Below are 21,092 nucleotides of genomic sequence, written 5' to 3'. Positions count from 1 at the left end.
GTGGAAATGTCCTCCCGATATGGGTATCTGCCGGTAAAGTAACGCAGGATACCGTCGCGACTACGGGCTATAGTCGGATGCCCAGGCCGACCCCGAAGACCAGCGGATCGACGCCGAGCTTCACGCACTGCGTGCCCGCAGCAGCGGTGTCGAGGCGAACGGTCGTGTCGATATCGATGTATTTGACGTCGAGGTTGAGGAAGACCTTCGGCGTGATATCGATATCGACGCCGGCCTGCGCAGCCCAGCCGAAGCTGTCCTTCATGCGGACCCGCGTGGAACCGACTGCGGCCTGAAGGCCGTGCGACGCCTTCTCGTTCCAGAAGACCGTGTAGTTGAGCCCCGCGCCGACATAGGGCCGGATGTGGCCGGTCGGCGCGAAGTGATATTGCGCGGTCAGCGTCGGCGGCAATACCCAGGTGCTGGCGAGCTTGCCGATGCTGCCGGTCGTGCCGCTCGTCCCGCTCGCCTTGTGCTTGGTGGTCGAGGCGATCAGTTCGAAGCCGATGTGATCGGTCGCCATGTAGGTCGCGTCGATCTCGGGCATGCCGCTGTCGTTCACCTTGACCTTCTCGCCGGGGAAGGCGGGAAGGATGCTGCCGGATTTCTCGTTGGGTGCCACGACGATCGCACGGACGCGCAACAGCACGTCGCCGGCACGGATGCCGACGCGCGGCGCCGCTTCAACGGGCGCGGCCTGCGCCTGCGCCATCGCGGGGAGCGCGAATGTGCCTGCCGCCATGGCCAGCACTGTGGCTGCACGCTGCGTGATGCTCGTCATATCAATCGTCCTCGTCGTGGTGGGACACCGAATAGGCGCGCACGACGACCGCGCCCTTGACGGCGAACAAGGCGCGGATTGATCGCGGTCAAAGGCAGCGTGATCGCGCGCGCGCATCGCCGTCGGCATGTGGCGCTATCACCCAGAGCTGCTCGCGCGCGCCGTACCGCGCTATACGAGCTATCCGACCGCGGCCGAGTTCGGCGACGACGTCGGCCATGCCGACATGGCGGAGGCGGTGGACGGGGTTGCGGCGGACGCACGCGTGTCGTTGTACCTGCACATCCCGTATTGCCACGCGATCTGCTGGTATTGCGGGTGCAACACCGGGGCGGCCAACCGCGGCGCGCGGCTCGACGCGTATCTGGCGCGGTTGCACGAGGAGATCGACCTGCTCGCCGCGCGGCTCGGCGGACGCGGCAGGATCGGACGGATCGCGTTCGGCGGAGGCAGCCCCAACGCGGTCTCGCCGGACGCGTTCGTGGCGCTCGCGCATCGTCTCCGCGACGCCTTTGCCTGCGACGACGCGACATGGTCGGTCGAACTCGATCCGCGCGGCTTCGATGTCGACTGGGCGCGTGCGATCGCAGCGACGGGCGTGACTCGGGCGAGCCTGGGCGTGCAGACGTTCGACGCGGGATTGCAGGCGAGGATCGGGCGGGTCCAGCCGACCGCGGACATCCGCCGCGCCGTCGACCTCCTGCGGCATGCGGGCGTGGATTCGATCAATTTCGACCTGATGTACGGGTTGCCCGGGCAGGACGAGGCGGCGCTGGCGGCGACGCTCGACACCGCGGTGGCGATGGCGCCGGAGCGGCTGGCGGTGTTCGGCTATGCGCACGTGCCGCAGATGATCCCGCGCCAGCGACGGATCGACGCGCGTGCCTTGCCCGATGCGGAAACCCGGTTCGCGCAGGCGGCGCAGGCGCATGCCCGGCTGACGGGCACCGGCTATCGGGCGATCGGGTTCGATCATTTCGCGGTGCCGGGGGATGCGCTCGCACGGGCCGCGGCGGCCGGCACGCTGCGCCGCAATTTCCAGGGCTTCACCGAGGATCGGGCGGATGTGCTGATCGGGCTAGGCGCGAGCGCGATCAGCCAGTTCCCCGACCGGCTGCTGCAAAACGAGAAGAACGCCGGGCGCTGGCATGCGGCCATCGGGCAAGGGAGGTTCGCGATAGCGCGGGGGCTCCGGCGGACCGACGAGGACCGGGTTCGCGGCGATGCGATCGAGGCGATCCTGTGCAGCGGCGGCGCGAACCTGTCCGACGTGCCCGATCTGGCGGCGGTCGATGCGCGGCTGGGTGCATTCGCGGCGCGCGGGTTGCTGCGGCGGCAGGATACGCGGCTGGAACTGGCGGCGGGCGCGGTGCCGTATGCGCGGGCGATCGCGGCGACGCTCGACGCGTATCGCACGGGAGATCCCGGTCGGTTCAGCAATGCCGTCTGAGCCCGCCTCCGCGATCCCGGCGCGGTGTGCGGCGTGCGCGGCGCGCGATCTGTCGCTGTGCGCAGGGCTGGCGGACGGTGAACTCTCCGCGCTCAACGCGATCGGTCGGCGACGGATACTGCCGGCGGGTCAGGTGGTGAGTTGGGCGGGCGATGCCGCGGAGGTATGCGCCAATCTGGTGTCGGGGGTGCTGAAGGTCGTGCGCGAGGAGCCGGACGGGCGCACCCAGATCGTCGGGCTGCTGTTTCCGGGCGATTTCGTCGGCGAACTGTTCGTGCGGCAGGGGGCCGACACGATCGCGGTGCTCGCCGAGGCGGAGCTGTGCGTCTACCCGCGCGAGGCGCTGGAGCGGACGCTGGCGCAGTATCGGGGGACGGAACGGCTGTTGCTGCGACGGACGCTGGCGACGCTGGCGGCGGCACGGCGCGCGCTGCCGATGCTGGCCCATGCGCGGGCCGATGCCCGGCTGGCGGCGTTCCTGCTCGACATGGCACGGCGCGCGGGCGTGCAGGATGGCGGCGTGGTGATGCTGCCGCTGTCGCGTGGCGAGATCGCCGAGGCGCTGGGGCTCGCGATCGAAACGGTGAGCCGGCACATGACCGCTTTCCGCGACGAGGGGCTGATCGCGCTGTCGGGCCTACGCGGCGTGACGCTGCTCGATCGCGCGGCGCTGGAGCGACTGGTCGGCTAGCGTGCGCCGGCCTGGCGGATCGCCAATCGCCGGGTGCAGAGCGCGAGTAGCGCGGGGCGGTGGCTGACGAGGATCAGGCCCTGTCCGGTCCGGGCGATCCGCGCGCCGAGCCGCGCGACCACCCGCGCCAGCGTCGCCGCATCGAGGCCTTCGCCGGGCTCGTCGAGCAGCAGCCACGACGCGTGCGCGACATAGGCGCGGGCGAGCGACAATCGCCGCCGCTCGCCACCCGAGAGCCGCGCGCCATCGTCGTCGAGCCAGGTATCGAAGCCCTGTGGCAACGCGCGGACCACATCGTCGAGCGCAGCATCGGCCAGCGCGCTCCATAGCCGCGCATCGTCGGCAGCAGGATCGGCGAGCATGAGATTGTCGCGGATCGTGCCGGCGATCAGCGCGGCGTCCTGCGGTGCCCAGGCGAACGTCGCGCGCAGCGTCGCGGGGGCGAGATCGGCGATGTCGATGCCGTCCAGCATCGCGCGTCCGCGCGCGATCGGGCGCAGGCCGAGCAGCATCTCGACCAGCGTCGTCTTGCCGATCCCCGATACGCCGGTCAGCGCGATCCGGTCGCCGGGCGATACGGTGCCGCCATCGATCGTCAGTGTGGGGTCGGGCGTTTGCAAAGGCGCGACGGGCAGGGGCGCTGCCGCCGCGAAGATATCCTCCAGCCGGGTCTCGGCCTCGCGCAATCGCCCGCGTTCGGCGAGTGCGCGAAGCACCGGCGCCGCCGCGTCGATCGTCATCGCCGCCGCCAGCGCCGCGAGCGCGGCGATCGGCGCGCCGGCACCAGTGGCGGTCGCCAGCGTCAACGCAAGCGCGGAGGCCAGGCCGATCGTCGCCGCGTGGAGCAGCTCGATCCGAACCGCCACGCCGGCTTGCGCGATGTGCGCCGCGGCGAGGATGTCGCCCGCAGCGTCGATCCGGGCCGCCGCCCGATCCTCCAGCCCGTAGCAGCGGAGTTCGGCCGCGGCCTCGGCCAGCATCGCCACCTCCTCGCGCAGCAGGCCGGTCGCGCGCTGGACGCGGCGGCCCTGCGCCTCGAGCCGGTGCGCGAGCAGGAGCCCGAGCGACAGCGCACCGCCGAGGCAGGTGAGCGTCGCGAGTGCCGCCGCCCAGCCGGCGAGCAGGATCAGCGCGGTACCCGACACGATCGCCGCACCGACGCCCCATGGTCCGGACAGGCGGACGAAGCGCAGCTCGATCGCGTCGACGTCGCCGATCAGTCGCGCGGTCGCCTCGCCGCGACCGAGTGCCAGCGCGCGGTCGGGCGGGGCTGCGGCGATCGCGCGGAACAACGCGGGGCGCAGGCGGGCGAGCGCACCGAACGCGGCGGCATGCCCCGCCAGTCGCTCGCCGTAGCGTGCGCCGGTCCGGACGATCGCGAGCAACCGGATGCCCGCCGACGGCAGCATGAAATTGAACGCCTGCGCCACCGCGATGCCGCCCGCGCCCGCGATCGCCGCGGCGGTGATGAACCAGCCCGACAGGCCGAGCAGCAGGATCGACGCGGCGGCGACCAGCGCGGCGCAGGTCGCGGCCTGACGCAGCCGGCGGCGTTCGGCACGGCGTTCGCGAGCGAGGAGATCTGACAGCGTCATGCGGCGTCTCCCAGATGCACCGTGCGCGTTGCGATCGCGGCGAGCGCGGCGCTGTGCGTGGCGATCAACGTCGTCCGGCCCGTCATCGCACGCGCGATGGTGGCGATCAGCGCGGCTTCGGCATCGGCATCGAGATGCGCGGTCGGCTCGTCGAGCAGCAGGAACGGCGCAGGCTTCAGCAGAGCACGGGCGAGCGACAGCCGCCGTCGCTCGCCGCCCGACAGTCCGCCGCCTCGCGCGTCGAGCGGTGTGTCGAGCCCCGCATCGAGCCCCGCATCGAGCCCGCGCGCACGGTGCGCGAGCATCGGGCCGAGCCCCGCTGCCTCGACCGCTGCGTGCAGCGCTGCCTCGGTCGCGGTCGGATGTGCGAGCAGCAGGTTCTCGCGGATCGTGCCGGGGATCAGCAGGGGATGCTGGCCCGCCCAGCTCGCGCGGCCCGCCAGCGTGTCGAGCGGTTCGCCGTCGAGCGTGATGCTGCCCGCGGTGAGCGGCGCCAGCCCCAGCAGGAGGTGCAGCACGCTGGTCTTGCCGCTGCCCGACGGGCCGAGCAGCGCGACCGTCTCGCCCGGTACGATCGTCAACGACAGGCCGGATACCGCCGGGTGATCGGACCCTGGATAGCGGATCGATACGTCGCGCAGCGTCAGCGTGCCGCTGGTCGATCCGATCGGCGCGCGAGAAACCGGTTCCGGCATCGCCATCAGCGCATCCGCGGCGGTCTCGGCGGCCTGCTTGTCGTGATAGGCGGCGGCGAGGCGGCGCATCGGCGCGTAGAATTCGGGGGCCAGCGCCAGCACGAAGAACGCCTGGCCGAGCGTCAGCGTCTCGGGTGCGGTGAACGGCAACAGCCCGAGCAGCGCGAACCCGCAATAGACCGCGACCAGCGCGACCGACAGCGCGGCGAAGAACTCCAGCGAAGCCGACGACAGGAACGCGACGCGCAGCACGCGGATCGTCCGCCGTGCGAGATCGTCCGCGGCGGTGCCGATCGCGACCGCCTCGCGGTCCTCGGCGCGGAAGGCGAGCACCACGGGCAGCGCGCGGATCCGGTCGGCGAACCGTCCCGAAAGGCGTGCGAGCGCGGCGAACTGGCGGCGTGATTCCTCCGCCGCGGCACCGCCCGCAAGCGCCATCGCGGCGATGAAGGGAATCAACGTCAGCGCCAGGATCGCGGTCGCGACCCAGCTTGCGCAGGCGGTGGCGAGAAGCACGATAAAGGGCGCGATCGAACTCGCCCGACGCGCGGGGAGGAAGCGCGCGACATGGCCTTCGAGCGCCTCCACCGCATCGACCGCGAGATGCGCGAAGCCGCCGTCGCCGATCGGCCTGTCGGGCGCACGGTGAAGCGCCGCGGCGACGACGAGACCGCGCTGGCGGTGCTTCGCCGCAGCTGCACCGCGTGCGCCGACCTGGATCGCCGCCATCGCCAGGCACCCGCGTGCCGCACCCGCCGCGATGGCGAGCAGCGCCCAGGGCACGACCGCCGCGACGCCGTGCGGCACCGCCACCACGCCGCCGGCCAGCGCACCCGCAAAGCCGATCGCCGCCGCCGTATCGAGCAGCAGCAATCCCGCCGCGCCGCGCTCGCGACCCGCCCCGCCGTGCTCGCGACCCGCTGCCGTACGCAGCCAGCGGGTGCGTGCGCGCGCGTGGATCTTGTCCTGTACCATCGTCGTCATGACCGCGTCCGTCGGACGGCATGCCCGGAGCGTCTTTGACCGCGGTCAATGTCGGTCGCGCCGCACGCCCCTAGCGACGGGGGATGACGGGGCCCGGGGTGGCACTGTCCCAAGGAGAATCGCCATGGATCCGGGGGTCGTCGACCTGTCGCGGCTGCAATTCGCGTTGACCGCTTTGTATCATTTCCTGTTCGTGCCGCTGACGCTCGGACTGTCGACGATGCTGGTCATCATGGAAGCGGTCTATGTGATGACCAACCGCCGGATCTGGCGGACCACGACGCGGTTCTGGGGCAAGATCTTCGGGATCAACTTCGTGCTGGGCGTCGCCACCGGGCTGACCATGGAGTTCCAGTTCGGCACCAACTGGTCGTATTTCTCGCATTATGTCGGCGACATCTTCGGCGCGCCGCTCGCGATCGAGGGGCTGATGGCGTTCTTCCTCGAAGCGACGATGGTCGGGCTGATGTTCTTCGGCTGGGACCGGCTGTCGAAGCTGGGGCATCTGCTCGTCACCTGCATGGTCGCGCTGGGCACCAATCTGTCCGCTCTGTGGATCCTGGTCGCCAACGGCTGGATGCAGAACCCGGTGGGTGCCGCCTTCAATCCCGAGACGATGCGGATGGAGGTGACCGATTTCGGCGCGGTGCTGTTCAATCCGGTCGCGCAGGCCAAGTTCGTCCACACCGTCAGCGCCGGCTATGTCTGCGCATCGGTGGTGGTGCTGGGCGTGTCGGCGTTCTGGCTGCTCAAGGGGCGGTTCGTGCCGGTCGCGCGGCGATCGATGACGGTGGCGGCGGCGTTCGGTCTTGCCGCATCGCTGTCGGTGGTCGTGCTGGGCGACGAGAGCGGCTATGCGCTGACCGACAACCAGAAGATGAAGCTCGCCGCGATCGAGGCAGTCTGGCACACCGAGCCGGGGCAGTCGGGGCTGACGCTGTTCGGCCTGCCCGACACGCTGACGCACAGCACGCGCTACAAGGTCGAGATCCCGTGGGTGCTCGGGCTGATCGCGACGCGCAGCCTGGACGGTACCGTCACCGGCATGTCCGAACTGGTGCTGAAGGCGCAGGAACGGATCGAATCTGGCGTCATCGCCTATGATGCGGTTCAGCATCTGAAGGTCGCGCCGACCGACATCGCCCAGCGGGCGCGGTTCGAGGCGCATCGCAGCGATCTCGGCTATGCGCTGCTGCTCAAGCGGCACATCGCCGACCCGCGCGCCGCGACGCCGCAGCAGATCGAGGCGGCGGCGTGGGATACGGTGCCCGATGTCGGGCTGTTGTTCTGGAGCTTCCGGATCATGGCGTTCATCGGTTTCGCGATGATCGCGCTGTTCGCGACCGCGTTCGTCCTGTGCACGTTGCGCAAGCATACGACCTCGCGGCGGTTCCTGATGCTGGCGGTCGCGGCGCTGCCGTTGCCGTGGGTGGCGATCGAGCTTGGCTGGGTGGTCGCGGAACTGGGGCGCCAGCCCTGGGCGATCGAAGGCGTGCTGCCGACGTTCCTGGCGACCAGTTCGCTGTCGCGCGCCGCTTTGTGGACGACGATCACGGGGTTCACGCTGATCTACGGAGTGCTGGCGGTGATCGAGGTGCGGCTGATCCTCGCCGCGATCCGGCATGGGCCGGAGCAGCCTGACGACCAGCCGACGGAGACGACGGTCGCCGCCACTCGCCCCCCCGGCGTCATTCCCACACCCGCCTGATCAGGAAGGACATATCATGTTCGATTACGAGATATTGCGGCTGATCTGGTGGGCGCTGCTGGGCGTGCTGCTGATCGGCTTCGCGCTGACCGACGGGTTCGACCTGGGGGTCGCGGCGCTGCTGCCGTTCGTCGCGCGAAACGACCCCGAGCGCCGGATGGTGATCAACGCGATCGGCCCGACCTGGGAGGGCAACCAGGTCTGGTTCATCCTCGGCGGCGGCGCGATCTTCGCGGCATGGCCGTTCGTCTATGCGGTCAGCTTCTCGGGCTTTTACCTCGCGATGTTCCTCGTGCTGGCGGCACTGATCCTGCGGCCGGTCGGGTTCAAATACCGCTCGAAGCGGCCCGATCCGGCATGGCGCGCGCGCTGGGACTGGGCGTTGTTCGTCGGCGGCTTCGTACCGGCGCTGGTGTTCGGCGTCGCGGTCGGCAACGTCTTGCTCGGTGCGCCTTTCCGCCTCGATGGCGATCTGCGCTCGTTCTACGAGGGATCGTTGCTCGGGCTGTTCACGCCGTTCGCGTTGCTCTGCGGGCTGTTGTCGGTGACGATGCTGGTGCTGCACGGCGCGGCGTGGCTGACGATCAAGGTCGAGCACGGACCGGTCCACGATCGCGCGCGCACGTTCGGCACGGTCGCGGCGATCGCCTCGATCGTGCTGTTCGCAATCGGTTTCGTGTTCGTCCGCTGGGGCGGGATCGGCTACCGGATCGTCGGCACGGTCGACCCGGCCGGACCGTCCAACCCGCTGCGGACCACTGTTGAGCAGGTCGGCGGCGCGTGGCTCGACAATTTCGCCGCGCATCCGTGGATGATGGTGTTGCCGGTGCTCGGGTTCGTCGGCGCAGGGCTGGCGTTGCTCGGCATCCGTTCGGGGCGCGAGGCGCTCGCTTTCTCGGGCTCGTCGGTGTCGACGGTCGGGATCGTCGCGACGGTGGGCTGTTCGATGTTCCCGTTCATCCTGCCGTCGAGCATCGATGCGCATTCCAGCCTGCTGGTGTGGAACGCATCGTCGACACACAAGACGCTCGGCCTGATGCTGTTCGTGACCGCGGTGCTGCTGCCCATCGTGCTCGCCTACACCGCCTGGGCCTACAAGGTGATGTTCGGCCGGGTCACCGCCGAAGACGTCCGCACCAATCCCGACTTCTACTAGATAGGACACGACGATGTGGTATTTTTCCTGGGTATTGGGCCTCGGTCTCGCGGTCGGTTTCGGCATTCTCAACGGTATCTGGCATGAATTTCACTTGCCCGTAGAAGATGATAGCTGAAAACGGCGTGCAATGACCGGTAATAGGGCGGGAAAGGGCGACAGATCTTCCCGCCTGCTCTACATCAAGTGGATGGGTCCAACCGACATCTGTACCGAGTGTGCGGTGCGCGACAGTGCGTTGTGCGGCAGCCTCGACGATCGCGAACTGCTGACGCTCAACACGCTGGGCCGGCGTCGGCGGATCGTGTCGGGCCAGACGGTCGCCTGGGCGGGCGAGGACGGTGTGATCTGCGGCAACGTGCTGTCGGGCGTGCTCAAGCTGGTCGCCGCGACGTCGGACGGGCGCGAACAGATCGTCGGGCTGCTGTATCCCGCCGAATTCTTTGGCCAGCCCTATGCGGGGCCGACCGACTTCACGCTCGTCGCGCTGACCGATGCCGAGCTCTGCGTGTTCCCACGCGCCGGGTTCGAGCGCGTGCTGGAGGACCATCAGCGGATGGAGCGGTTGCTGCTCCAGCGCACGATGGAGTCGCTCAGCGATGCGCGCGGGCGGATGCTGGCATTGGCGCGCAAGTCCGCAGGCGAGAAGGTCGCGGGCTTCCTGCTCGACATGGCGACGCGGGCGGGGGAGGCGGGGTGTCGCGCCACGCCCGGCGGCCCGGTGACGTTCGACCTGCCGATGACGCGCGGCCAGATCGCCGACGTGCTCGGCATGACGATCGAGACGGTCAGCCGGCAACTCACCAAGATGAAGACGGCGGGCATCATTGCCTTGCCGGGAACGCGCGCGGTGACGATCAGCGACCGTGCCGCGCTCGCCGCCCGTGCCGAAGCCGCCTGAGCCGTCAGCCCTCGCGGCGGACCGACAGGCTGTCGATCAGCATCGTCCGGGCGTTTCGGGTCAGTCGGTGGCCCGCCGAGGCGAGGATCGCGAGCTGCTCGAAATCGATCGCGTGACGACAGCCGGTGAAGAAACCGCGCAACATGTAACCGAGCGCATCCGCCGTCGGCCGCCGGTCGGAGGCGACGGCAGGACCGAGCATGTCGATCAGTTCCTGCGCCGCGGTGGCGTCGTTCATGCACCGGATGCGGATATGATCGAGCAGCGCGGCGCCCAGCGCATCGTCGGCATCCTTGAGCAGCATCGCCTCGAGAGAGGGCTCGCCGCGTGCCGCGATCTCCGCCAGTGCGCCGCAAAGCGCCGCAAGCTCGTAACGCGGGGGCAGCGCGGGCAGGCCATCGCCCACCGCCTCGAGCCGGTCGCACAGTTCGGCGCGCCTGCGCTGCGCACCGATCAGGCGGACCAGGTCGATCTCGTGGATCACCTGCCAGCGCCGCGCGAACGGCACGACGTTTCCGGCAAGCCGCTCATGGTCCATCACCGCCTTCTCCTTGTCATGCGGGATGCGCGGGCCGGGCGGTATCGGCATTGACCGGCGTCAAAGCCCCTGTCTTCGTCACGGCTATGCGGTGCGACATGGAATGCGAAGTGATCGTGGTGGGCGGCGGGCCCGCGGGGCTGGCCTGTGCGCTAGGGCTCGCGGACAGCGGGCTCGCGGTGATCGTGGTGGAGCGACAGCCGATCGCGGCGCTGGCCGATCCGGCGGTCGACGGACGGGCGATCGCGCTGACGCACCGGTCGGTGGATATCCTGCGCGCGCTCGGGGCATGGGCTTTGATCGATCCGGCGGTGGTGTCGCCGTTGCGGCGCGCGTGCGTGCTCGACGGCCGGTCCGATTTCACGCTCGCATTCGATCCCCCGAACGACCGGTTGAGCGAGGACCGGCTCGGCCAGCTCGTCGCCAATCATCATATCCGCCGGGCCTTGTTCGCGGCGGCGACATCCGGAGAGACGGCGGCGGTCACGTCGAAGCTGACGATCCTCGCGGAAAGTGCGGTTTGCGACGTCGTGGCGGATCGAGCGGGAACGGCGGTCACGCTGAGCGACGGGCGCGTGCTGCGGGGACGGTTGCTGGTTGCGGCGGATTCGCGCTTTTCAGGCGTTCGCGACCGTCTCGGAATCGGCGCAACGGTGAACCGTCTCGGGCGGTCGATGCTGGTCGTGGACGTGACGCATGAATGCGATCATCGCGGGATCGCGACCGAATGGTTCGGATACGACCAGACGATCGCGCTGCTGCCGCTGGTCGGGCGCCGATCGTCGGTGGTGCTGACGTTGCCGGAGGACGCGATCGCACGACTTGCGGGGCTGGAGCCGGCGGCGCTGGCGGCCGAACTGACGCGACGATCCGCCGGCAAGCTCGGCACGATGCACGTCGCCGGGCGCGCGCACGTCTATCCGCTCGCGACGGTGTGGAGCCATCATTTCGCCGCGACCCGCGCTGCGCTGATCGGCGATGCGGCGGTCGGGATGCACCCGGTGACCGCACATGGCTTCAACCTGGGATTGCGCAGCGCGGCGTCGCTCGCCAGCCTCGTATCGCACGCGGCCGGGAGCGGACGCGATATCGGGGCCTCGTCGCTCCTGCGCCGGTACGAAGTCGCGCACCGGATCGCCGCGGCACCGGCGTTTGCCGCGACCGGCCTCATCGTCGGTCTGTACACCGACGACCGGATGCCCGCGCGCGTGGCGCGCCCCGCGATCCTGCGCGCCGCCGCCCGCCTGTCGCCGATACGCGCGGGCGTTTCGCGGATGCTGATGCGGCACTGAGCGTCGCATCCGGCAGTCCTCGATTGACCGCCGTCAAACCCGTGCGCCGACGTGCTCGCTAGACGCTGAGGCATGAAGACGCTCTCCACGACGCTGCGGTTCTGGGATCGCACGCACCAGCTAGGCCGCATGGGCCTGCGCGATCTGTTCCTCGCGTATTTCACGCACTACGCGGTCATCGTCTATCTGGTGCTGGCGGGAGCGAGCATCGCCGCGTTCGCGCGGTGGCCGGCGCCGCTCGTGCCGACATTGGCGATCGTCTTGCTGGTCGCGGTCGCCTATCCGCTGGTCTGGTACGTGCTTCACCGCTGGGTGCTGCACAGCCGCTGGATGTTCAAGGTTCCCGCGCTGGCGGGTATCTGGAAACGCATCCACTATGATCATCACATGGACCCTGACCGGCTCGAGATCCTGTTCGGCGCGCTCCACACCACGCTGCCGACATTGCCGCTGGTCGCGGCCTTGCCGGGCTGGCTGATCGGCGGGACGGGCGGCGCGCTGATCGGGTTCGCGACCGGACTGCTCTACACCGCGTTCTACGAGTTCGCGCACTGCGTCCAGCATCTCGGGTGGAAGCCGCGCAACCGCTGGCTCGCGACGATGAAGCGGCGTCACATGGAACATCATTTCCATGACGAGGACGGCAATTTCGGGATCACCAGCTTCGTCTGGGACCGGCTGTTCGGCACGCTCTACACGCGCACTCAGCGTCCGGCGAAGAGCGCGACCGTCTTCAATCTCGGCTACACCGACGCGGTTGCCGCACGCTATCCGGCGGTCGCGAACCGATCCCGTTCGATGCCGCACCGGCCCGGTCGCAGGCGATCGTAGGCGGCGTCATTCGTCGGCGATCGGTGCCGTCACGGTAACCCGCAGGCCGGGATCGTTGTCGGTCTCCTCGATCGTCCCGGCCAGCCGCTTGACCATCGACGATAGCATCCGCGAGCCGAACCCGGCTCCCGTGCCCGTTTTGCCCGCGCCGCGATCGGACACCACCAGCCGAAAGCGGTTGCGGTGCTGTTCGAGTTCGATCGTGATCGGCCCGGAGCCGCCCGCATAGGCGTATTTGTTGGCGTTGATGACCAGCTCGGTCAGGATCAGCCCGACGTTGACCGCGCGCTCGGTCGAGATGAGCACGGGCGCGAGATCGAGCTGGATCGCGTCGCCCCAGGAACGGTCCATCGACGATTTGATCTCCGCACACAGGTCGCCGATGTAGCGCGCGAGGTCGATCGCCTGGAGGTGCTCGTCCGAATGGAGCCGGCGATGGACCATCGCGACCGCGGACAGCCGGCGCTGCGCCTCCGCCAGATGCGCGGTCAACACCTCGTCGCCGACCGCCTTGCCCTGCAATCCGAGGAACGCGGAGACCAGCTGGAGGCTGTTCTGCACGCGGTGATGGACCTCCTTGATGAGGTAGTCCTTTTGCAGCAGCAGGCTTTCGTTGTCGGCGATCGTCGCGGTCAGTTCGCGGTTCACCTCGAACAGGCGGCGGTTCTGGCGCGCCTCGAACATCGTCCGCCGAAGCCGGCTCGCCGCCTCGATCTCGAACAGCGTCCACGGCGCGGACCGACCGCGCACCGCCTCGCTCCAGCTCTCGAACGACGCGCGCGGGCTCAGCGTCGCGGCCGGATCGGCGGGCACGTCCTTGTGCGGATTGCCCGCCCAGTTCACCACCTCGATCTGCTCGGCGCGAAACCAGATCAGGATGGTCGGTTCGTCGGTCGACATGGTCACCGCGAGAACGCCGCTCGCGAGATCCTGATAGGCGACCGCATCGGGAAGCTGCTCGGACAGACGGTCGGTCGAGAAGGGCAGCGTCCTCGCGCGCTCGCCGACATACGCGGCGACCGCCAGCACGTCGGCATGGCGCGGCGAGCGGCCGGCGACGTACAGCTCGCCCCCGCGGACGGCGGCAAAGCTGTCCGCGCCGAGCATCCGGCACATGTCGTCGCCCGCGGTGGCGAAGAACCCGGCGAGCGAGATGTCGCTGCCGAGCCGCAGCACGACGGCATCCTCCGCAGAGCGCAACCGGATGCGCTCGCGGTAGAGTTCGGCATCCTCCTTCGCCCTGATCTGTCGCGACAGGCTGCCCGCCAGCGCGCGGCACGCCATCCGGACGTGGAGGGGCAGGAACCGCGTGGTCGGATGATGGCAGGCGATCAGCCCCCACAACCGGCCATCGCGGACGATCGAGATCGAGGCGGACGCGGTGACGCCCATGTTCTTCAGATATTGCAGGTGGATCGGCGACACGCTGCGCAGCCCGACATCGCTCAGGTCGAGCGAGGCGGCGGCCTGCGGGCGGATCGGGGCGGGCTCGTAGCCGGCATCGGGGATGATCCGGACCCGGTTGCGGACATACAGCGCCCGCGCCTGGCTGGGGATGTCGGAGGCGGGGAAATGCTGGTTGAGGAAACTGTTCGCCGCCGGATCGCGATCCTCGGCGACGACGACACCGGCATCGTCGTCGAGGAAGCGATACACCATGACGCGGTCGAACCCGGTCAGGTTGCGGAAGGCGCGCGCCGCACGTTCGCAGAGTTCGCGGAGCCCGAACGCCTGCTCGAAGGTGGCGGCGGCTTCCTCCATCGCGGACAGGACGTCGATCGACGACGGCATCGAGGCGGGCGCGGGTTCGAGTTCGACGATCAGCTTTCCGAGCGACCGATGCGCTATCGCGACGAAGGTCTGCGCGATCCCCTGGACGTCGTTCAGTGCAACCGTCGACCCGGTCGGGCGGGCATCGAGCTTGTCGGTCACGGCCTGCCGGAGCAGTTCGCCCAGCGGCCTGCCGAGCCAGTCGCGGGCCAGCGACGTCTCGATATCGCCGGCGCCCGCAACGATCGTCAGATCGGGAAGGCTGGCGACCAGCAGGAGGCCATGGGGCTGTATCGATCCGGGGATGTGGATCGGTTCGCGGTCGCATGCGTCGATACCGGACGACGAAGACGACGGGCCGTGCCCCGGCGCGACGATAGCGGAGCTTGGCATCCATGATCCGATCCGCGGGAGGGTAGGCTAACGACCCGGAACCCCGCGTTGTTACGGCCGCGATACAACGTCCGAATGCCGCCGTCTGTCAAATACATGCATAATGATCGGCCCGAAATGGACGTAAGAGACAGGGGGAGCGTCGCCGTCCGGGTACCGGCGCCGATCGCTATTTCTTGTTGAGACGGGTCCAGAGCATCGTGCCGACCAACGCGATGCCGGCGGCGGTCCCGCCTACCGCGACCGCGGCCATGACCGGCGACACGGTGCCGTCGGCGCGGTGCAGGTGGGGACGCAGGTTCTTCAGCAGGGGCTTGCGGCCCGCCAGCCCCTCGAACATCTCGCCGGGACCTTCCGGATCGAGGATCTTGTTGTCCGCCAGCCATTCGCGCACGGAATCGAGTTCGGGCACCTCATAGGGACGCAGCGACCGGCCATCGCCGCGCAGTCGCTCGATCGTCTCGATGATCGAACCCGTCTCCGCGATCATCGTCGCGATCGTGTCCGGATCGCTGTCGAGGTGTTCGGCGAGCAGGTCGTTGCGGATGCTGGCGATCGTATCGCGCTCGCCCGCGTTGCGGGTCCGTCCGGCGTCGATCACGACGTCGCACTCGCTGTCGAGCCGGAGCGAGCGGTTGTTGAAGTTGGACGATCCGACTCGCAGCACCTCGTCGTCGACCACCGTCACCTTGGCATGGACGTAGATCGGCTGCCCACCCGCGGTGAACGGGTGATACAGGCGCAGGCGCTTGTGCGGGTCCTGTTCGTGCAGCGCCTCGACCAGCCGCGCGCGTGCCGAATCCATCGCGATCGGCTCCAGCCAGCCCTCTGCGGTGGTCGGGTGGACGATGACGAACTCGGGACCGTCGGGTTCGCGCAGCCGCTTGCCGATCGCTTCGGCCACCTTGCGCGAGGCGAAATACTGGCTCTCGGCGTAGAAGAAGCGCTTCGTACGGGCGATCAGGTCGACGTACAGCGCCTCGATATCGTGGCGCGGCTCCTGTTCGGCCATTTCGGGAATGGTCAGCGCGATGCCGACTTCGACATCGGTGAAATCCGCGGTCACATGCTCGGGCCAGCAATCGGCGCCACCCGATACCGACTCCAGCGCACCGCCGCCCGAGACCTCCCAGCGGCCGCGGCACATGTCGCCCAGCGCGCGGGCGACGGGGCCTTGCAACATCGTCGTCGCGTCGTGCCACGGGCCATAGACCGTGCCGTCCGGCTCGATCCGGCGCGGCTCGTCATCGGCATGGTCGCGCGTGTCCCAGCGATCGACGGTCATGTCGATCCCGCCGCAGAACGCGACGTCGTCGTCGATCACGACCACTTTCTGGTGATGCGATCCGGCGGGGGGATGATGCCCGTCGAGCCGGAGATGGACCTGCGGATCCTTGATCCACCTGGCGATGCGCAACAGCGTCTGGCCGTGGAACAGCGTCTTGATCGCGCCGGTATCCCAGCGGAGGATATGGATGTTGAGACCGGGCGTACGCTTCGCCAGCCAGCTGATGAACGCGCCGACGCGTTCCGGACCGCCATCGTCGACGTCGCCGCCGAACCGGATGCGCGCGTCGAAATCCCAGCCGACGAGCAGGATCTGCGTCTTGGCCTTCATCATCGCGGCGCGGGCGGCTTTGAAATAATCGTCGGCATCGACGATGACCGTCGCCCGTTCGGCATCTTCGATGCGCCAGCAGTTGCGACCGGGCTCGAGCAGGGTGTCGTGTTTCGTCATCCCGCACGCCATCGCAGGCTTGGCCGGATCAGCCAAGCGCGGGCCGCCGCTTTTACCGATCGATCTCGAACGCGTCGGGGTCCTTGCCGGTAGCCGCGCACACGCTGCGGACCACGAGCATGTGGTCGTCGATCTGCGGCAAGCCCGATACCGCGATGCAGCCGATCACGCCGCAGCCGGCCAGCGTGATCGGGAACGCCCCGCCATGCGCTGCGAAATCGAGCAGGGGCAGGCCGTAGCGTTCCAGCAGCGACGATCCCTTCGCCGCCATGTCCAGCCCGACGCCGTAGCTGGACCGATGATAGCGTTCGACGACGTTGCGCTTGCGGCGCGCCCATTCGGCATTGTCGGGGACCGATCCCGGCAACGCGGCGAAGAACAGCGGACGGTGGAAGAGGCGGATGTCGATCACGATCGGCGCGCGGGTGGCGCGGCCCTGGTCCGCGATCCAGCTCCCCAGTGACCAGGCGGTCTCTTCGTCGAACCGATCGAAGACCAGCGTACGCTCCTGGTGCGCGATCATTTCGACGGGCGTCATGCGCGCCGCTCCTCGTCGGTCAGCGACAGTGCGACCGACGCCTGCGCCAGCGACGACTGCACCGCCGCCTCGACGATCGCCATCACCCATAGCGCCTCGATCGGTGGCACGGGATTGGCGGCCGTGCCGTTTATCGCATCGGCGATGCCGCTATAATAGCGACGCTGATCGCCGGGGAGGGTGGCAACCTCGCGGGGCGGGGCGGTGCCGTCGTAGAAGACCAGCGGATCGGGATCGTCACCCCAGCCCGGCGCACCCGGCACCATGCCCGCCAGCAATTGCGCCTCCTGACGGTCGATCGCGTGCTTGACGATGCTGCCGGCGTCGCCGTGCACCGTGAAGCGGTGCGTGCCGCCGCCGACGAGCATGCCGGCGTGGAGCACGACCCGCCGTTCGCCGTAGGACAGCACGACATGCGCCCAGTCGTCGGCGACCGCCCCGCTACGCTGTTTCGCCAGCGACGCCTGGACGCGGTCCGGCAGGCCGAACAACTGCACTGCCTGGTCGACGAGATGCGGCCCTAGATCGAACCAGATTCCGCCACCCGCGACGTCGTGCTCTCGCCAGCGATCGCGCACCGCGGGCCGGAACCGGTCGAAATGCGATTCGAAATGACTGACGGTGCCGATCAGGCCGTCCTCGATCGCGCGCCGCACCCCGAGGAAATCGCTGTCCCAGCGGCGGTTGTGGAAGACCGACAGGATCACGCCGCGGTGCTCCGCCAGAGCGACCAGTGCGCGCGCTTCCGCCAGATCGAGCGTGAACGGCTTGTCGATCACGACGTGCTTGCCGGCCTCGATCGCGGCGCGGGCAAGGGGCGCATGGGTGTCGTTGGGGGTGGCGATGACGACCAGATCGATGTCGTCGGCCGTCAGCATTGCCGCAGGATCGGCATACACCACCGCATCGGGGAGATCGGCGTTCACCTTGGCCGCATCACGCGACACGACCGCGCAGAGAGACAGTCCGGGTACTGCCCCGATCAGCGGCGCGTGGAACGTCTTGCCCGAAAATCCATAGCCGATCAGGCCGACGCGGACCTGCCGTGCTGGAGTGTTCGGATTGCTGTTTGCCAACGCCATGGTCGTCTCCTCGAGCCCGCCCATACGACTGCGATGGGGGGGCAGGGAAGCGTTTGGGGGAAGGCTGTCTCGTATGGCGGCCCAGCAGATGCTGGCCGATATGCGATTTGGCTCGCCTTCGTCGCGATGAAGAACGGCAGGCGACGGGCGTTCGTGGTATCGACTTGTTTTAAAATATGCCGTCATTTATCCGACGTGCGGAGTATTAAATCTGCAAAGAGGCGGACAAATTACGATGTCGAATTGGTTTTATAATGACCCAATCTGAATTCAACTATCTGGCGACGCTGTATTATATAAGATTTCCGATGATTATTCTTCGATGGCTCGACGCGATCGAAAAAATATCAATGAATCTGCAATAACTTCGGTCATATCACGGCGCGATGGAATCGTATTCTGATACCCCACGAGCGACGGATGTGAACGCCTCCACGAGCGTTTTGCTCAAGCTGCAGAATACGATTCTTGAGATGATCGCCACCGGGGTTGCGTTGATACCGACCTGCGGGCGCCTCTGCGAAGAGGTCGAGACGTTGCTTCCGGGCGTGACCTGTTCGGTTCTGTCCGTCGATGCAGCCGGCTTGCTCCACCCGCTGGCTGGCCCCAGTCTTCCCGAAGTCTATTCGAACGCACTGGATGGCCTCGGCATTGGTCCGGTCGCCGGCTCTTGCGGCACCGCAGCCTTTCTGGGGGTGGATGTTGCGGTCACCGACATCGAAACCGACGACCGCTGGGCCGAATTCAAGCATCTGGCGCTGCCCCACGGGCTGCTTGCCTGCTGGTCGAGCCCGATCGTCAACGCGCAGGGTGCCACGGTCGGCACGTTCGCGTTCTACTACCGCGAACGGCGGGGTCCGACGGCGTTCGAGCGGGACGTGGTGCGCAACTCGGTGCGCCTGTGTCTCATTGCGATCGACCGCCACCAGCGCGTCGTCGAACACGAGCGGCGCGCATTCACCGATGCACTTACCGGCCTGCCCAATCGCGCCGCGTTCAATGCCGCGCTGCTCGACCTCGATTGCAACGCGCCGGGTAGCTGGGCGATCTTCGTGCTCGACCTCGACAATCTGAAGACCGTCAACGACACGTTCGGGCACCATGCGGGCGACTGCCTGTTGCAGATCGCGGGCGACCGGATCGCGGCGGCGATGCTCCCCGGGCGGACATACCGGATCGGCGGCGATGAGTTCGGGATGGTCATCGATCGACCCGATGCATTACGGAACCTCGACCGAACGGCAGAGAGCATACTCGATGCACTGGCGGTGTCCGCCAACTGCGGAGGCCATGTCGTCGTGCCGCGCGCGACGATCGGCGGCGCCGTCCTGTCGAACGACGATCCGGTGGTCGATCGCGTACGCCAGAATGCCGACTTCGCACTATATCATGCCAAGGAGACGGGGCGCGGCGGCTTCGTGCGCTACTGGCCGGGTCTCGGTTCGACGATGACGCGGCGACTGGGGGCGATCCGTGACGTCAACGCGGCGCTGCGCGAGCACCGGATCGAGGCGTATTACCAGCCGATCTTCCGCCTCGACACACGCGAGGTCGTCGGGCTCGAGGCGCTGTGTCGCATGCGGATCGGCAACGCGGTCGTCTCGGCGGCATCCTTCCACGAGGCGACCACGGACGCGCACGTCGCGACGGCGTTGACGGCGCGCATGTTGGCGCTGGTCGCGGCCGACCTGCGCGCGTGGCTCGACATGGGAATCCCGTTCCAGCACGTCGGGATCAACGTCTCGTCCGCGGATCTCAGCGGGGGGGCGATCGAGCGCGTACTGACGTCGGCATTCGAGCGGGAGGGCGTGTCGCTGGAACACGTGATCCTCGAAGTGACCGAAACGGTGTACATGGGCGACGGCGATCAGGCGGTGCAGACTGCGATCAGGGCGCTTCGCGACCGGGGTATCCGCGTGGCGCTGGACGATTTCGGCACCGGCTTTGCCTCGCTGACGCATCTGCTCACCGTGCCGGTCGACGTGATCAAGATCGACAAGACCTTCATCGATCATCTCACGCCCGAAAGCGTAAGCATGACGATCGTCGAAGGCCTGATCCGCATCGCCGAACGGATGAACATCCGGATCGTCGCGGAAGGTGTGGAATCGGAGGAACAGGCGGCGATGCTTCAGGCGGCGGGCTGCGTGCTCGGCCAGGGCTTCCTCTATGCGCCCGCGCTCGATCGCCGGAAGATCACCGCGCTGCTGCTGGACCGGGCGCAGTACGCTACCGCGTCCAACGCTACGAACACCGCCGCCGCTGCTCGTCGGCGGTAACGCCCGTCCCGTGCGTGGCGGCGATCGCGCCCGTGCCGGCGGTTTGCCAGGTGCGGCGCCAGATCAGCGGGGTCACGCCCACCACGCGGCGGAACAGTCGGGTGAGGTGCGCCTGGTCGCTCAGCCCGCAGGCATAGGCGATCTGGCTGAGCGTATCGTCGGTCCGCAGCATCAGCGTCTGCGCACGGCGGACGCGCTGGAGGATGAGGAACGCGTGCGGCGTTTCGCCGGTCGTCGCCTTGAAGGCGCGACAGAAATGGCCCGCGCTGAGCCGTGCGACCTGCGCCAGCGCATCGACGCCGATCGTGCTGCCCAGCCGCTCCTCGATATACAGCACGACGCCGCGCAATTGCCACGCCGCCAGCCCGCCTTTCACCGGCTCGGCTTGCGGTGGCGGAGTGTCGGGCGCGAACATCGCCGCGAGCCGCTCCAGATAATGCCGTGCCATGTGAGGATCGCGGTCCAGCGCGCTGACCGCGTTCGCCACCAGGCTGGCGGCGGTGGTCGGCCCGAAATGGGACCGGCCGGCATGGGACACGGCAGGCTGGGACGCTGTCGCCGAAAGGGGAATATGCAGCATCGCCTGGGTCTCCATCGCAGCCTGTACGATCGAGCATAGCGGATGCGGGCCGGTCGCCTGCGCCCCGGGCGGGGCGGTCGGTCACCCCCC

General features: G+C 68.4%; 18 protein-coding genes. 9 read left to right on the top strand and 9 right to left on the bottom strand.

Going from position 1 to position 21,092, the window contains the following annotated elements; translation table 11 throughout:
* Positions 1 to 67: 67 nt before the first annotated feature.
* Positions 68 to 742: an OmpW/AlkL family protein gene (locus IFT67_RS06045; RefSeq protein ID WP_192146528.1), complete on the bottom strand. Its 675-nt coding sequence runs from the start codon at positions 740 to 742 to the stop codon at positions 68 to 70.
* 166 nt (positions 743 to 908) lie between these two features.
* Between IFT67_RS06045 and hemN the strand changes: the two genes are divergently transcribed.
* Both hemN and IFT67_RS06035 read left to right on the top strand, forming a co-directional pair.
* Positions 909 to 2,231 (top strand): oxygen-independent coproporphyrinogen III oxidase, encoded by a 1,323-nt coding sequence (hemN, locus tag IFT67_RS06040; protein ID WP_192145522.1) that lies wholly within the window; start codon positions 909 to 911, stop codon positions 2,229 to 2,231.
* Complete coding sequence (locus IFT67_RS06035; protein WP_192145521.1) at positions 2,221 to 2,922, top strand: Crp/Fnr family transcriptional regulator; 702 nt, start codon at positions 2,221 to 2,223, stop codon at positions 2,920 to 2,922. Before hemN ends, IFT67_RS06035 begins: the two co-directional genes overlap by 11 nt.
* Here the strand turns inward: IFT67_RS06035 and IFT67_RS06030 are convergent.
* Both IFT67_RS06030 and cydD read right to left on the bottom strand, forming a co-directional pair.
* Positions 2,919 to 4,517 carry an ATP-binding cassette domain-containing protein gene (locus IFT67_RS06030; RefSeq protein WP_192145520.1) on the bottom strand — a complete coding sequence of 533 codons (1,599 nt, stop codon included), beginning with the start codon at positions 4,515 to 4,517 and terminating at the stop codon, positions 2,919 to 2,921. The genes IFT67_RS06035 and IFT67_RS06030 overlap by 4 nt on opposite strands.
* Entirely contained in the window at positions 4,514 to 6,196 is a 1,683-nt protein-coding gene (cydD, locus tag IFT67_RS06025) for a thiol reductant ABC exporter subunit CydD (protein WP_244647181.1), read from the bottom strand. The genes IFT67_RS06030 and cydD overlap by 4 nt, the downstream gene beginning before the upstream one ends.
* 124 nt (positions 6,197 to 6,320) lie before the next feature.
* Between cydD and IFT67_RS06020 the strand changes: the two genes are divergently transcribed.
* The 4 genes from IFT67_RS06020 (at position 6,321) to IFT67_RS06005 (ending at position 9,961) form a co-directional block, all read left to right on the top strand.
* On the top strand, positions 6,321 to 7,904 hold the full coding sequence (locus IFT67_RS06020; RefSeq protein WP_192145519.1) for a cytochrome ubiquinol oxidase subunit I: 1,584 nt from the start codon (positions 6,321 to 6,323) through the stop codon (positions 7,902 to 7,904).
* Positions 7,905 to 7,920: 16 nt separating this feature from the next.
* Entirely contained in the window at positions 7,921 to 9,060 is a 1,140-nt protein-coding gene (gene cydB, locus IFT67_RS06015) for a cytochrome d ubiquinol oxidase subunit II (RefSeq protein WP_192145518.1), read from the top strand.
* Positions 9,061 to 9,073: 13 nt separating this feature from the next.
* On the top strand, positions 9,074 to 9,178 hold the full coding sequence (gene cydX, locus IFT67_RS06010; RefSeq protein ID WP_107961542.1) for a cytochrome bd-I oxidase subunit CydX: 105 nt from the start codon (positions 9,074 to 9,076) through the stop codon (positions 9,176 to 9,178).
* Positions 9,179 to 9,250: 72 nt separating this feature from the next.
* Complete coding sequence (locus IFT67_RS06005; RefSeq protein ID WP_192145516.1) at positions 9,251 to 9,961, top strand: Crp/Fnr family transcriptional regulator; 711 nt, start codon at positions 9,251 to 9,253, stop codon at positions 9,959 to 9,961.
* A gap of 4 nt (positions 9,962 to 9,965) precedes the next feature.
* Here IFT67_RS06005 and IFT67_RS06000 read toward each other — a convergent pair whose 3' ends face one another.
* On the bottom strand, positions 9,966 to 10,550 hold the full coding sequence (locus IFT67_RS06000; RefSeq protein ID WP_244647180.1) for a hypothetical protein: 585 nt from the start codon (positions 10,548 to 10,550) through the stop codon (positions 9,966 to 9,968).
* On the opposite strand from IFT67_RS06000, the gene ubiM reads away from it, so the two are divergent.
* Positions 10,550 to 11,791: a 5-demethoxyubiquinol-8 5-hydroxylase UbiM gene (ubiM, locus tag IFT67_RS05995; protein ID WP_244647179.1), complete on the top strand. Its 1,242-nt coding sequence runs from the start codon at positions 10,550 to 10,552 to the stop codon at positions 11,789 to 11,791. The genes IFT67_RS06000 and ubiM overlap by 1 nt on opposite strands.
* 72 nt (positions 11,792 to 11,863) lie before the next feature.
* Positions 11,864 to 12,622 (top strand): sterol desaturase family protein, encoded by a 759-nt coding sequence (locus tag IFT67_RS05990; RefSeq protein WP_192145514.1) that lies wholly within the window; start codon positions 11,864 to 11,866, stop codon positions 12,620 to 12,622.
* 6 nt (positions 12,623 to 12,628) lie between these two features.
* Here the strand turns inward: IFT67_RS05990 and IFT67_RS05985 are convergent, their stop codons facing one another.
* From IFT67_RS05985 to IFT67_RS05970, 4 genes are all read right to left on the bottom strand, one after another.
* A complete protein-coding gene (locus IFT67_RS05985) occupies positions 12,629 to 14,785 on the bottom strand; it encodes a histidine kinase dimerization/phosphoacceptor domain -containing protein (protein WP_192145512.1) in 2,157 nt (718 codons plus the stop codon).
* 169 nt (positions 14,786 to 14,954) lie between these two features.
* Positions 14,955 to 16,523: a phospholipase D-like domain-containing protein gene (locus tag IFT67_RS05980; protein WP_192145510.1), complete on the bottom strand. Its 1,569-nt coding sequence runs from the start codon at positions 16,521 to 16,523 to the stop codon at positions 14,955 to 14,957.
* Positions 16,524 to 16,575: 52 nt separating this feature from the next.
* Positions 16,576 to 17,061, bottom strand: coding sequence for a heme-degrading domain-containing protein (locus IFT67_RS05975; RefSeq protein ID WP_192145508.1), 486 nt, complete (start codon positions 17,059 to 17,061; stop codon positions 16,576 to 16,578).
* Entirely contained in the window at positions 17,058 to 18,143 is a 1,086-nt protein-coding gene (locus tag IFT67_RS05970) for an oxidoreductase (RefSeq protein ID WP_192145506.1), read from the bottom strand. Before IFT67_RS05970 ends, IFT67_RS05975 begins: the two co-directional genes overlap by 4 nt.
* Before the next feature lie 422 nt (positions 18,144 to 18,565).
* On the opposite strand from IFT67_RS05970, the gene IFT67_RS05965 reads away from it, so the two are divergent.
* A complete protein-coding gene (locus IFT67_RS05965; protein ID WP_342450566.1) occupies positions 18,566 to 20,422 on the top strand; it encodes a putative bifunctional diguanylate cyclase/phosphodiesterase in 1,857 nt (618 codons plus the stop codon).
* On the opposite strand, the gene IFT67_RS05960 is transcribed toward IFT67_RS05965, so the two are convergent.
* On the bottom strand, positions 20,388 to 21,002 hold the full coding sequence (locus tag IFT67_RS05960) for a helix-turn-helix domain-containing protein (protein ID WP_192145504.1): 615 nt from the start codon (positions 21,000 to 21,002) through the stop codon (positions 20,388 to 20,390). The two genes, IFT67_RS05965 and IFT67_RS05960, sit on opposite strands and share 35 nt — an antisense overlap.
* Positions 21,003 to 21,092 lie beyond the last annotated feature (90 nt).

It is taken from the genome of Sphingomonas sp. CFBP 13728, assembly GCF_014841895.1.
Classification (GTDB): domain Bacteria; phylum Pseudomonadota; class Alphaproteobacteria; order Sphingomonadales; family Sphingomonadaceae; genus Sphingomonas.
The sequence above is the reverse complement of the archived record's forward strand: the minus strand, read 5'-3'. Positions and strand labels throughout refer to the sequence as shown.